We start from the raw sequence: 12,370 nt of genomic DNA, 5'->3' as shown, positions 1-12,370 counted from the left end.
AGATAGCCGGATGAGCCATTAGTGGCCGTTTATCGAAAGGAAGATGTCAATGCGCAATTTGGTTAAATATGTCGGTATTGGCCTGCTGGTGATGGGGCTTGCCGCCTGCGATAACAGCGATTCAAAAGCGCCAACCGTTGGCGCAGCAGCGGAGAGCAATGCCAGCGGCCAGGCAATCAGCCTGCTGGATGGCAAGCTGAGCTTCACCCTGCCTGCGGGCATGGCCGACCAGAGCGGCAAACTGGGTACTCAGGCGAACAACATGCACGTCTATTCTGACGCCACCGGCCAGAAAGCAGTCATCGTCATCGTCGGCGACAGCACCAATGAAGACCTGGCGGTGCTGGCGAAACGCCTGGAAGATCAGCAGCGTAGCCGCGACCCGCAGCTGCAGGTGGTGAGCAATAAGTCGCTGGAGATCAAAGGTCATACCCTGCAGCAGCTGGACAGCATCATCTCCGCCAAGGGGCAGACCGCGTGGTCTTCCGTACTGCTCGGCAAAGTGGATGACAAACTGCTGACCCTGCAGGTCACCCTGCCGGCGGACAACCAGCAGCAGGCGCAGACCGAAGCGGAAAGCATCATCAGCACCCTCACCATCCAGTAATTACTGGCCTGGTGCGCTGGCCTCCGGTTCGCTAACCGGGGGCCGTTTTTTTAGCCGCCAGCCCAACAGCAGCGCCGCCATCACCAGACCTGCCGCCGCCAGATATATCACCGGGATCCCGGTCCACGCCATCAGCAAGCCGGCCAGCGGCCCGGTGACGCCTAACGACAAATCCATAAACACGGTATAGGTGGCCAGCGCCGACCCTTGGTTGTGCTGCGGCACCGCTTTCACCGCCACCACGCCCAGCGCCGGAAAGACCAACGAGAACCCGGCCCCGGTAAGCAAGGTGCCGATTTTCGCCAGCAGCGGCGTATCAGCAAAGCCGACCAGCAGCAGGCCGATGATCTCCACGCTAAAGCAGAGCATCGCCACGTTCAGCCCGCCGAGGCGGTTAATGGCGTTAGGAAACAGCAGCCGCGCACCAACGAACGCGCAGCTGAACAGCGTCAGGGCGAAGGCCGCCCCGTCCCAGCCTTTGGCCTCATAAAACAGCGTGATAAAGGTGGCGATCACCCCGAAACCGGCGGAGGCCAGGGCCAGCGCCATGCCGTAAGGCCACACCCGCCCGAGCACCGCGCGAAACGACATCGCTTTGCCTTTCGCCGCCTTCACCGCTGCGCGGGGCAGCGCGCAGAGGATAGCCGCCAGCGCAACCGCCATAATGACCCCGGCCAGGCCGCTGAGGCCAATGTACGAATAGCACAGCACGCCGAGCGGGGCGCCCATCGCCATCGCCCCGTAGGTCACAATGCCGTTCCATGAGATCACCCGCCCGATATGCAGCGACCCAACAACGCCGACGCCCCACAGCGTCGAGCCGGTGCCGGCAAAGCTCTGGCCGATGCCGAGAATGACCCGCCCGAGGCATAGCAGCAGCAGGCTAACCAGCGGCCAGCCGCTGCTCCAGGCGGCCAGCAGATAGCTCAGACCGCTTAAAAAGCAGCCGCAGAGGCCGAAGACGACAATCTTTTTGGGCCCCAGCAGGTCAGCGTAGCGCCCGGCGTGCGGGCGGCTGAGCAGCGTGGCGAAATATTGCAGACTAATCACCAGGCCGGCCCAGAAAGCGCTAAAGCCCATTACATCATGCACATAGCCGGGAAGCACCGCCAGCGGCAAGCCGATGGTGAGATAGCTGGCAAAGTTAAAAATGACGACGGAGACAATCCGCAGATTGAGGCGCAGTCCATTGAGCGCCGGTTCGGCGACGGGTTCGGGCATCAGGTTCCACCAGATTTCGACAACCAGCTTTCACTATTACCACGCTGGCGGCGGAAAAGCAGCTCGCCTTTCGGAATATTGGCAGTCGGCGAACCGCTACACTTATCAGGCGCGACTCACAAAAGGAATACCTATGTCCCCTCCGCAGGCTGATAAAGCCGGGCTCCATATTTTACTTAAGCTGGCGGCGCTGGTGATTATCCTCGCAGGGATCCACGCCGCCGCCGATATTCTGGTGCAGCTCCTGCTGGCGCTGTTTTTCGCTATCGTCCTCAACCCGCTGGTCACCTGGTTCATTCGCCGCGGGGTGCGGCGCCCGTTCGCCATTACCCTGGTGGTGACGGCAATGCTGGTGATGCTCACCGCGCTGCTTGGCGTGCTGGCGGCGTCGCTCAATGACTTTGTCGCCATGCTGCCCGATTTCAACCGCGCCCTGACGCGTAAGATCGTCCAGCTCCAGGAGTATCTCCCCTTTCTCAACCTGCATATCAATCCGGAGCGCATGCTGCGGCGTATGGATTCAGAACGGCTGATGACCTGGGCCACAACGCTGATGACCCAGCTTTCCGGGGCGATGGCCAGCATTGTGCTGCTGGTGATGACGGTGATCTTTATGCTTTTTGAGGTTCGCCACCTGCCCTACAAACTGCGTTTTGCCCTCAATAACCCTCGTCTGCATATCGCCGGGCTGCACCGGGCGCTGAAAGGCGTTACCCACTATCTGGCTTTGAAAACGCTGATCAGCCTGTGGACCGGGCTGATTGTCTGGCTGGGGCTGCTGGCGATGGGGGTGCAGTTCGCGCTGATGTGGGGGGTGCTGGCGTTCCTGCTGAACTATGTGCCGAATATCGGCTCCGCCATCTCCGCCATCCCACCCATGCTGCAGGCGCTGCTGTTCAGCGGCATCTATGAGTGCCTGCTGGTCGGGGCGCTGTTTCTGGTGGTGCATATGGTGCTGGGCAACATGGTGGAGCCGCGCATGATGGGCCACCGGCTGGGGATGTCGACCCTGGTGGTGTTCCTGTCGCTGCTGGTCTGGGGCTGGCTGCTGGGGCCGGTGGGAATGCTGCTCTCGGTGCCGTTAACCAGCGTCTGTAAAATCTGGATGGAGACCACCGTCGGGGGCAGCAAGCTGGCGATCCTGCTCGGCCCGGGGCGTCCCAAAAGCCGGCTCCCCGGCTAGCGGCGTTTCACCGGCCAGAAGATGGTCAATACGCCGGCGACGATAATCGCCACGCCCAGCAGCGATTGCCAGTAGAACGGCTCATGCCAGCCGGGCAGCCAGATGGCGGCAGCCCACACCAGGATATAGCTCAGGCTCAACAGTGCATACGCTTTTGATAACGGTAGACGGTGGAGGGCAAAGTACCAGCAGACCATTGACAACAGGTAGCCCAGCAGGCCGAAAAACAGGCCGAAGGTACCAGGCTCGAAATGCAGCAGATGCTGGAGAAAGGCCAGAATATCGGTCAGCGGCGGCAAGGCCACCATGGCGCTGCGCAGCAGCAGCTGCGCGGCGCTGACAAGGCCGACGCTGAATAATGCCCAGAGAAAGCCCATCAAACGCTGGTCCCCAGAATGACAATGCCCACGACGATCAACCCGACGCCAAACCAGTGGCGGCGAGCGACCGGCTCATGCCAGATGCCCCAGCCCGCGAGGGTGACCCAGACGAAGTTCAGGCTCAGCATCGGATAGGCGATGCTCACCGGAATAGACTGCAGGACGCTCAGCCACAGCAGCATGCCGCAGCCGAGGCATAGCAGCGCCATCCCCAGCCAGAAGAGTATATGGCGACTCCGCCGTCCGCGACGGGACGGGCGGGTCGCCTGTTTCTGGCACAGCTGTCCGGCGCAGCTCAGCAGGCTGGCGAAAACCAGACAGATCCAGACGCTCATTGCGGCAGGTACTGAAGGAAGACCACCCGACCCAGCTCATAGGCGTTATCGGGTTTCGGTAACGGTAAGTCGACCATACTCTCTCCTTTATCCATCAACAGCACCAGCGAGACCGGCCCCTGCTGACGGTGCGTGGCCAACCAGTCGGCAAACCCGGCCTGGCTGACAAAGCTTCCCTGAGCGTCCGGCCAGTCGAGACCGTACTTCAGCTCACCCTGTTTGTCGAACATAATAATATCGCTTCGCTTCAGCTCCCAGGCCAGGCCGCCGGCGATCCCGACGTTGTTCGTCAGGACGTAACGGCTGGGCTGCAGGGATTCGCTGACGATATCCACGAGGAACTGCGGCTGTTTGCTGTCGATAACCCGGTCCGGAATGGCGAAGCCCACCAGCAGCGCCAGGCCAAGCGGGCAAAGCGCCGCCAGGCTCCAACGGCGGCCAGCGTCTTTCATCGCCAGCCAGCCCATCAGCGCCCAGACGGCGAAGGCGATGGCCGCCAGCAGACATTTATACAGCTCAATCTTGGTCCATACCGGCTTGTGCATCACGCCCCAGGGCGAGACCACCAGCACGGCGATCAGCCCCAGCAGGCCAAAGCCCAGGTTGATCATCCCATTGATGCGCAGCGCTTTCGCGCCGGTCTTCGCCGCCTCCAGCGCGTAGCGGGCCATCAGGATCGACAGCGGCGCAAAGCACGGCAGGATATAGGTCGGCAGTTTGCCTTTTGCAATACTGAAGAACAGGAGCGGCATCGCCACCCAACCGAGCAGATACAGCGCGCCGCGGGCCTCATCGCGCTCACGCCAGCCGCGCTTCAGCGCCCCTGGCAGCAGGGCCAGCCACGGCAGGCTGCCGGCAATCAGGAACGGGATGTAGTACCAGAACGGCGCTTTGTGCTGGGCGTCTTTTTCGGCGAAACGCTGAATATGCTCGACCCAGAAGAAGTAGCGCCAGAAGTCCGGCTCGCGCTGGGCGATAGCCAGCCCCCAGGGCAGCACCACCAGCGTACAGACGACAACCGCCAGCCAACCGTAGGTCAGCACTTCACGCCAGCGTTTACGGGCGATCACCCACGGCAGAACGCCCACCACCGGCACCGCCAGCGCAAGGAAACCTTTGGTCATCACCCCCATACCGCAGGCGACGCCCAACAGCACGTAACCCAGTATTTTGCCGCCGCGGCTCTGCGCCTGCGTCGCGCCCCAGAAGCTGCACATCGCCAGCGCCAGCCACAGGGTGATCATCGGGTCCAGCACCGCATAGGTACCAATCGCATACACCAGCATCGCGGTGAGAAAAATCACTGGCGACAGGACGGCTACCCGCTTATCGCGAAAGATGCGCCACGCCAGCCAGGCCACCAGCACGGCGGTCATGGTGATGGCGAAGACCGACCCGAAGCGTACGCCGAAGTTATTATGGCCAAACAGCCACTGGCCGACACTGTTGATCCAGTAACCGGCAATCGGCTTTTCGAAGTAGCGCAGCCCGAGAAAATGCGGCACCACCCAGTCGCCGGTGGCCAGCATTTCACGGCTGATCTCCGCATAGCGTGTTTCATCGGGTTGCCAGAGCAAACGGAAATTGAGCGGCAGCAGGTAATACAGCGCAAACAGCGCAATCAGAGAGACGCCATAGCGAATGCTTTTCATCAAACACCCGAAGTCAGTAATTGTTCACGTCCGAGCCAGCCTTCCCGGCCAGCCAGTTCACCCCGAACCACTTTGCCGGACGGCAGCTCGCTAAAGTCAGCGGGCAGCAGCTGGCTCAGTGGGCAAAACTGAATTTCTTCTTCCGCCGCCATGGTCAGCAGTTCATCGAACTGATCGGCATAGGCAATACCTTCCACTTCGGCGTGAATGGTATAGACCGGCACGCCAGGGTCGCGATGGATGCAGTCGAGGAGATAGCGGTTAAAGCCGGCGATATCCACCGCCGTGCCCACCGCCTCGTCCCAGGTCGGCAACGTGACCGGGATCTGCACCGTACCAGAGACGCCGCTGCCGAGCTGGGGCAGAAACGGCCGCGTGCCGCGACAGTCGCTGTTGTAGAGAAAATCGAAGGATTCTTTGGCTTTCACCACCCGCTGATCGGCGCGCCAGCCGGCAACGGCCGAACAGGTGACCGGCCGGCCGATGATGCGCTCGAGCTCCAGCAGGCCACGCTCGACCTCCAGCGTCAGCCGTTCCTGCGGCCAGACGCCGCTCCACGCCTGCCAGCTGTAGTGGTCCCAGGCGTGCAGGCCCACTTCATGAGACTCGGCGGTCGCACGGATCACCGCCTCGTTCCCCGCGCCGATGCGGCGTCCCGGCCACGCGGTGCCGGCCAGCAGAATATCCCAGCCGTACAGCGAAGCCGCTCTGGAACGCAGCATCTTCCACAGAAACTTCGGTTTTACCAGGCGCCACAGGTGGCGCCCCATATTGTCCGGCCCGACGCTGAAGAAGAAGCTTGCCTGAATCCCGTGCTGGCCTAGCAGGTCCAGCAGCCGCGGAACACCGTCCCGCGTCCCGCGAAAAGTATCGACATCTATGCGTAAGCCGACCTGTTTCATGGATGTTTAGCGTCCACCAGTTCTACCGTGCGCAGGAAGAAGTCCAGCGTATGCTCAACGGTCTCTTCCATCTCCACCTTCGGCTCCCAGTTCAGGCAGCGTTTGGCGTTGCGGATGCTCGGTTTGCGATGCTCAACGTCCTGATAGCCCTTGCCGTAGTAGTCGCTGCTTTCCACTTCGCGGAAGCCGGCAAACGGCGGGAAGCGATCGCGCAGCGGATGGCGTTCGAAGCAGGCCAGCAGCATCTCCGCCAGCTCTTTGATGCTCGCTTCGTTATCCGGGTTACCGATGTTGATGATCTGCCCGTCGCAGCGGCCGTCTTTGTTCTCGATGATGCGGAACAGCGCTTCGATACCGTCGCTGATGTCAGTAAAGCAGCGCTTCTGCTTACCGCCTTCGATGAGCTTGATCGGCGAGCCTTCCACCAGGTTGAGGATCAGCTGGGTGATGGCGCGGGAGCTGCCGATACGCGCGGCGTTGAGGTTATCCAGACGCGGCCCCATCCAGTTGAACGGACGGAACAGGGTGAACTTCAGGCCATTCTTATCGCCGTAGGCCCAGATCACGCGGTCCAGCAGCTGCTTGGAGACCGAGTAGATCCAGCGCTGTTTGTTGATCGGCCCGACCACCAGGTTGGAAGTATCTTCGTCGAAGTTTTTGTCGGTGCACATGCCGTACACTTCAGAGGTCGACGGGAAGATGATGCGCTTATTGTATTTCACGCAATCGCGGATGATCTTCAGGTTCTCTTCGAAATCCAGCTCGAACACGCGCAGCGGGTTGCGGGTGTACTCGATAGGGGTGGCGATAGCTACCAGCGGCAGCACCACGTCGCATTTCTTAATGTGATATTCGATCCACTCGGAGTGAATGCTGATATCGCCTTCCACGAAGTGAAAACGCGGGCAGTCGAGGAAACGGCTGATGGCGTCGGAGCCGATATCCAGGCCGTAAATCTCATAGTTGTCGTCCTGCAGCAGGCGTTCGGTCAGATGGTTACCGATAAAGCCATTGACGCCGAGGATCAGCACCCGGGTACGACGCTTAACCGCCACCACCGGTTTGCTGCTGATCACCGCCCCGGACACCAGGCCCAGCGCCTGCGCCAGCTGGGCGCCCTGCATGTACACGCCGCGTTCGGTCTGGCCGGTGACAATCTCCAGCGCCCCTTCCTGGCACGCCACGATCAGCGGTGCAACGGAGATAACGGTGCCCGGTTTGGCTGCAGGTAGATCATTGCGTACACGGGATTTCCAGACAATAAATTTGTTCGCGCCAGCGTAGCCGAAGGCCCCCGGCCACGGATCGGAGACCGCGCGCACCAGATTGTGCAGCGTCTGCGCCGGCTGCTCCCAGTCGAGGCGGCCATCTTCCGGGGTGCGCCGTCCCACATAGGTCGCCTGGCTGTGATCCTGCGGACGTTCATCGGTGGTTCCGGCGAGGATCGCCGGCAACGCCTGGCTCAGCAGCTCAGTGGCGGCAGCGCACAGCTTGCGGTGCAGCGTCAGGGCGGCGTCATCCGGGCCAATCGCCACGGTTTGCTGAGCGACGATATCGCCGGCATCCGCGCGGTTCACCATCCGGTGCAGCGTCACGCCGGTTTCGCTTTCGCCATTGACCAGTACCCAGTTCAGCGGCGCGCGGCCGCGATATTTCGGCAGCAGCGAACCGTGTAGGTTAAACGCCCCTTTCGGCGCAAGACTGAGGATCTCATCGCCCAGCAGGTTGCGGTAGTAGAAGGAGAACAGCACGTCCGGCTTCATCTCGCGGATACGCTCAATCCACAGCGGATGGTTCACGTCTTCCGGCGCCCACACCGGAATGCCCTGCTCGGCGGCAAGGCGCGCCACGGAGCCAAAGAAATGGTTTTCGCCAGGGTTATCCGGGTGGGTGAAAATAGCAGCGATATCATATCCAGCGTCCAGCAGAGCCTGGATACCGGTGCAGCCCATATCGTGATAAGCGAAGACTACGGCTTTCATGAACGATCTTCCTCTTTAGATGCCGTTTCCGGCTGGCGAACAACACGTTGAATAAAGTAGCGGGGACGCGCGCGCACGTCGTTATAGATGCGTCCGATATACTCCCCGAGCAGGCCCATCCCGATAAACTGAGCGCCGATGAACATAAACAGCACGGCGAAGAGCATAAATACCCCTTCCGCCGCCCACTGCGGGCCAAAGGCCAGACGCAGCACCACCAGCATCAGGCCAAAGGCGAAGCCCAGCAGGGCTATCACGCTGCCGAAAATGCTGAGCAGACGCAGCGGCGTGGTGGTCAGACAGGTCACCAGGTCATACATCAGGTTGATCAGGCGCATAAAGCTGTATTTGGAGTCGCCGAATTCACGTTCGGCATGCATCACCGGGATCTCCACCGCGCGACGGGCGAAGGTATTCGCCAGGATCGGGATAAAGGTGCTGCGCTCATGGCAGTTGAGCATGGCGTCGATGATATGGCGGCGGTAAGCGCGCAGCATGCAGCCGTAGTCGCCCATCGCTTTGCCGGTGGTGCGCTGGATCAGGCGGTTGATCATCTTCGACGCGGTTTTGCGGAAGATGCTGTCCTGACGGTTCTGGCGAACGGTGCCCACCACGTCGTAGCCTTCATCCGCCTTCTCTACCAACCGCGGGATCTCTTCCGGCGGGTTTTGCAGGTCGGCGTCAAGCGTAATGATTAAATCGCCGGTTACATGGCTGAAACCGGCCATGATCGCCGAGTGCTGCCCGTAGTTACGGTTTAACAGCACGGCGACGACGTGACTGCCTTCCGCCTCGGCAGCTTCGGTGAGCATGCGCGCGGAATCGTCGCTGCTGCCATCGTCGATCAGCAGAATTTCATATTGCCGCCCCAGCGTGGCGCAGGCGGTATCCGTACGACGAAGCAGCTCCGGCAGGCTATCCTGTTCGTTATAAACCGGAATAACCACCGAGACCTTCTTCACGGGAGGGTAAGTAAGCATATCAACGTCCTGACAGCTGGCGCAGTGCGGAAATGACGCGAGTGACATCGTCATCGGTCATGTCCGGGAACAACGGGAGAGAACAGATGCGGGCGCTGTTCCATTCGGTATTCGGCAGGGAAACCTCCGGGAAGCGCTCGCGGTAATATTTTTGCGTATGGGCCGCACGGAAGTGCAGACCGGTGCCGATACCCATCGCCTTTAGCTTTTCCATCAACGCGTCGCGGCTGATGCCGCAGGCAGCCTCATCGACGCGGATGATAAACAGATGCCAGGCGTGCTGGTGATCCCAGGCCGGGACGGTCAGGGGCGTAAACGGCGTGTCCGCCAGTTCGCGCAGATAGCGCTGGGCAATTTCCGCCCGCCGCTGGTTGGCGTGAGGCAGTTTTTCCAGCTGGACCAGCGCCAGCGCGGCGTTGATGTCGGCAAGATTGTATTTAAAGCCCGGAGCGATCACCTCCGCCTGCGGCGCGCGGCCATGGGTCTGGCGGTCATAGGCGTCCACGCCAAGGCCATGGAATTTCAGGCTGCGGATACGGGAGGCCAGCTCGTCGTCGTCGGTGACAATCAGGCCGCCTTCAGCGCAGGTCATGTTTTTGATCGCGTGGAACGAGAAAATCGCGGTCCCCTGCCAGCCTACGTGGCGGCCCTTATAGTGGGTCCCCGCCGCATGGGCGGCGTCTTCGATCACCGGAATGCCATGGCGCTCGCCCACCGCGCGAATGGCGTCGATATCGGCTGGCGCCCCCGCGTAGTGCACAGGAATAATCGCTTTGGTACGCGAGGTGATCGCCGCTGCCACCGCCTCAGGGGTGATCATCAGATTGTCGTTATCGACATCGATCATTACCGGCGTGGCGCCCAGCAGGCAGATCATATTGAGAGTGGAGACCCAGGTCTGGGACGGTGTAATGACTTCATCGCCAGGGCCAATACCCAGCGCCATCAGGGTCACATGCATCCCGCCGGTCGCTGAACTGACGGCAATCGCGTGGCGGTTGCCGGTCAACTGGCAAAATGCCGCTTCAAGTGCCTGATTCTTCGGTCCGGTGGTGATCCAGCCCGACGTTAAAACTTCACGCAGGGCTGCCAGCTCTGCGTCGCCCATCGACGGGCGCGAAAAAGGCAAAAAATCGCTCATCATCATCCTGTTCTGTAGATGACCCACGCACAAACCTGGGTCGTTAGAATAAAATATCCTGCGCCTGCGGACTTAAACGAAATTAAAATGAAGTGAGTTCAGCGCGGCATTCCATTTCAGGGTATTTCGACCACTATTAATGTAGTCGACCTTGCTTAGGATAATATTAAGAAATTAATCTTTTCTCAGCATAGCCAAATAAATCATTAAGAAACAGAATGATAGGTTTTATTTATGGCAGAATTTTGACAAAAAAGCGTTCCTGTCTGGAAAAGCAAACAGGAACGCTATCGCGGAAAGTAAACGGGGGTTAAACCAGATAACAATTAATGACGCTGTCTTTGTCACGCTTGATGACAAAAAGTTAGCGCAGATCACAAAGTTATTTCTGCTTAATTACAAATTTGCAGGAAAATCAGCTGGCAATTCACTTGCCGGGCAATTAATAACCTCGTCATTATCCGCGCCACAGTCGCGAATGAAGGTGATAGTAGCAAACTCGTCAATCACTTCCGTCGGGTAGGCCGGGCCGGCATCGCGGTACGAATTCATCAGAGGAATGTGATCGTTCTGGAAGCAGACGGTTTTTTCCGGGTTATTCATGATCCAGCGCGGGAAGAAAATGGTGCCGTGGAACAGTTTATCGCCCAGGTTGACGATCAGGCTGACGTCGGTACCGGTCGGTTCGGTCCATGAGATTTTGTAGATACTTTCCCCCACCCGCACGATGTACGCTTCCTGATCTTTCACCCAGCGATTGCCGACGATGCCGCTGTGAATACGGTAGTCGAGGGTGTGGCCGTTTTTGACGTAAATTTCGTAGTTCCAGCCGTTGTCGTAGGTGTAGACCAGATGTTTACCGATAAAGCCGCTGAGGTCATGTTTGTCGAAAGTGCTCATCATTTATTCTCCTCTGTGTTGTTGAGGACAGCATACGTCTTTAAAAATTGAATGAATAACGCTATGTTTGGATTAAATACATCCAAATTTTAGATTGATTATGCACAAGACAACCCTGGAGCAGTGGGCGTTACTCGAAAAGGTAGTGGAATTGGGGAGCTTTGCCAGAGCGGCGGAGGAGACCAATCGCAGCCAGTCTTCGGTGAGCTATAACCTCGCGCTGCTGCAGGAGCGTTTAGGGGTAGCGCTGCTGGCGCCGTCCGGGCGGCGGGCGGTGCTGACCCCGGCCGGCGAACTGCTGCTGAATCAGGTCAAACCGCTGCTACAGGCCTTCGCCTACGTTGAGACGCATGCCGCCACTCTGCGCAACGGGGCGCGCACCCGTCTGGATCTGGTGGTCGACAGCATTTTCCCGCGCCAGCGGTTGTTCGCCATTTTGCGCCAGTTTCAGCAGCGCTATCCGCAGACGCAGGTCAGACTCACCGAAGTGCTGGAAAATATGGATGACGAGGGCGCGGCGCGAACGGAAGCCGATGTCATGGTTCTGACCCGCCGCCAGGATATTACCGGCCGCGGAGAGTGGCTGATGAATATTGATTTTATCGCCGTCGCCCACCGCGACCATCCTCTCGCCGCGCTCGACGGTCCGCTGGAGGATAGCGCGCTGGCGCCATGGCCGCTGGTGCGCATTGCCGACCAGACCGGCGATGGCCAGGCGACGCGTGACGCCTGGACTTTCTCCACCATTGACGCCGCCATTGATGCGGTGATGTATCAGGTCGGCTTCGGCTGGCTGCCGGAAGAGCGCATTCGTTCCCATCTCGATCAGGGCGTGCTGAAGCGGCTGCCCCTCAGCCATGGCGCGCGCCGCGCGACGCCGCTGCATCTGATCGTCAAGCGGGATCTGGTGCCGATCGACGAACAGGTGGCCACGCTGCTGGGGTTGTTCCGGGCGCCCTGAGGGGTAAAGCGGCGCCTGCCCCTGCGCATAATCATACGGATTACTTATACTTTTCGGCGCAATATTGATCCAGGTTACTCCGAAAGTATGATGAATCACTAAAATCGTCATACTTTCCTGTCGTTG

12 protein-coding genes are annotated in these 12,370 nt (G+C 59.7%); 3 read left to right on the top strand and 9 right to left on the bottom strand.

Annotated elements, in window-relative coordinates; translation table 11 throughout:
- Window positions 1-49 precede the first annotated feature (49 nt).
- Window positions 50-607: a DcrB family lipoprotein gene (locus ABLU73_RS19245; protein ID WP_017899984.1), complete on the top strand. Its 558-nt coding sequence runs from the start codon at window positions 50-52 to the stop codon at window positions 605-607.
- On the opposite strand, the gene ABLU73_RS19240 is transcribed toward ABLU73_RS19245, so the two are convergent.
- Complete coding sequence (locus ABLU73_RS19240) at window positions 608-1,828, bottom strand: MFS transporter (RefSeq protein ID WP_048295685.1); 1,221 nt, start codon at window positions 1,826-1,828, stop codon at window positions 608-610. It abuts the gene before it with no gap.
- A gap of 133 nt (window positions 1,829-1,961) precedes the next feature.
- Between ABLU73_RS19240 and ABLU73_RS19235 the strand changes: the two genes are divergently transcribed.
- Window positions 1,962-3,011, top strand: a complete 1,050-nt coding sequence (locus ABLU73_RS19235) for an AI-2E family transporter (RefSeq protein ID WP_004202085.1) — start codon at window positions 1,962-1,964, stop codon at window positions 3,009-3,011.
- Here the strand turns inward: ABLU73_RS19235 and arnF are convergent.
- The 8 genes from arnF to ABLU73_RS19195 all read right to left on the bottom strand — a co-directional run bounded on the left by arnF (window position 3,008) and on the right by ABLU73_RS19195 (window position 11,286).
- Complete coding sequence (gene arnF / locus ABLU73_RS19230) at window positions 3,008-3,388, bottom strand: 4-amino-4-deoxy-L-arabinose-phosphoundecaprenol flippase subunit ArnF (protein ID WP_023319275.1); 381 nt, start codon at window positions 3,386-3,388, stop codon at window positions 3,008-3,010. The genes ABLU73_RS19235 and arnF overlap by 4 nt on opposite strands.
- Entirely contained in the window at window positions 3,388-3,726 is a 339-nt protein-coding gene (arnE, locus tag ABLU73_RS19225; protein WP_004202083.1) for a 4-amino-4-deoxy-L-arabinose-phosphoundecaprenol flippase subunit ArnE, read from the bottom strand. Before arnE ends, arnF begins: the two co-directional genes overlap by 1 nt.
- Window positions 3,723-5,378 (bottom strand): lipid IV(A) 4-amino-4-deoxy-L-arabinosyltransferase, encoded by a 1,656-nt coding sequence (arnT, locus tag ABLU73_RS19220; RefSeq protein ID WP_032456697.1) that lies wholly within the window; start codon window positions 5,376-5,378, stop codon window positions 3,723-3,725. The genes arnE and arnT overlap by 4 nt, the downstream gene beginning before the upstream one ends.
- The gene (arnD, locus tag ABLU73_RS19215; protein WP_004202080.1) at window positions 5,378-6,280 is read right to left on the bottom strand and encodes a 4-deoxy-4-formamido-L-arabinose-phosphoundecaprenol deformylase; all 903 of its coding nucleotides are present in this window, start codon (window positions 6,278-6,280) and stop codon (window positions 5,378-5,380) included. The genes arnT and arnD overlap by 1 nt, the downstream gene beginning before the upstream one ends.
- Window positions 6,277-8,262 (bottom strand): bifunctional UDP-4-amino-4-deoxy-L-arabinose formyltransferase/UDP-glucuronic acid oxidase ArnA, encoded by a 1,986-nt coding sequence (gene arnA / locus ABLU73_RS19210; protein WP_264923660.1) that lies wholly within the window; start codon window positions 8,260-8,262, stop codon window positions 6,277-6,279. Before arnA ends, arnD begins: the two co-directional genes overlap by 4 nt.
- On the bottom strand, window positions 8,259-9,242 hold the full coding sequence (gene arnC, locus ABLU73_RS19205) for an undecaprenyl-phosphate 4-deoxy-4-formamido-L-arabinose transferase (protein ID WP_004202077.1): 984 nt from the start codon (window positions 9,240-9,242) through the stop codon (window positions 8,259-8,261). Before arnC ends, arnA begins: the two co-directional genes overlap by 4 nt.
- A 1-nt stretch (window position 9,243) precedes the next feature.
- Window positions 9,244-10,383 (bottom strand): UDP-4-amino-4-deoxy-L-arabinose aminotransferase, encoded by a 1,140-nt coding sequence (gene arnB, locus ABLU73_RS19200; protein WP_004202075.1) that lies wholly within the window; start codon window positions 10,381-10,383, stop codon window positions 9,244-9,246.
- 396 nt (window positions 10,384-10,779) lie between these two features.
- Complete coding sequence (locus tag ABLU73_RS19195) at window positions 10,780-11,286, bottom strand: phenolic acid decarboxylase (protein WP_012540376.1); 507 nt, start codon at window positions 11,284-11,286, stop codon at window positions 10,780-10,782.
- Window positions 11,287-11,383: 97 nt separating this feature from the next.
- Between ABLU73_RS19195 and ABLU73_RS19190 the strand changes: the two genes are divergently transcribed.
- Complete coding sequence (locus tag ABLU73_RS19190) at window positions 11,384-12,244, top strand: LysR family transcriptional regulator (protein WP_004202072.1); 861 nt, start codon at window positions 11,384-11,386, stop codon at window positions 12,242-12,244.
- Window positions 12,245-12,370 lie beyond the last annotated feature (126 nt).

The organism is Klebsiella sp. GG_Kp175, from assembly GCF_040062325.1.
GTDB classification, from domain to species: Bacteria; Pseudomonadota; Gammaproteobacteria; order Enterobacterales; family Enterobacteriaceae; genus Klebsiella; species Klebsiella quasipneumoniae.
This window is presented reverse-complemented; position numbering and strand designations above follow the sequence as displayed.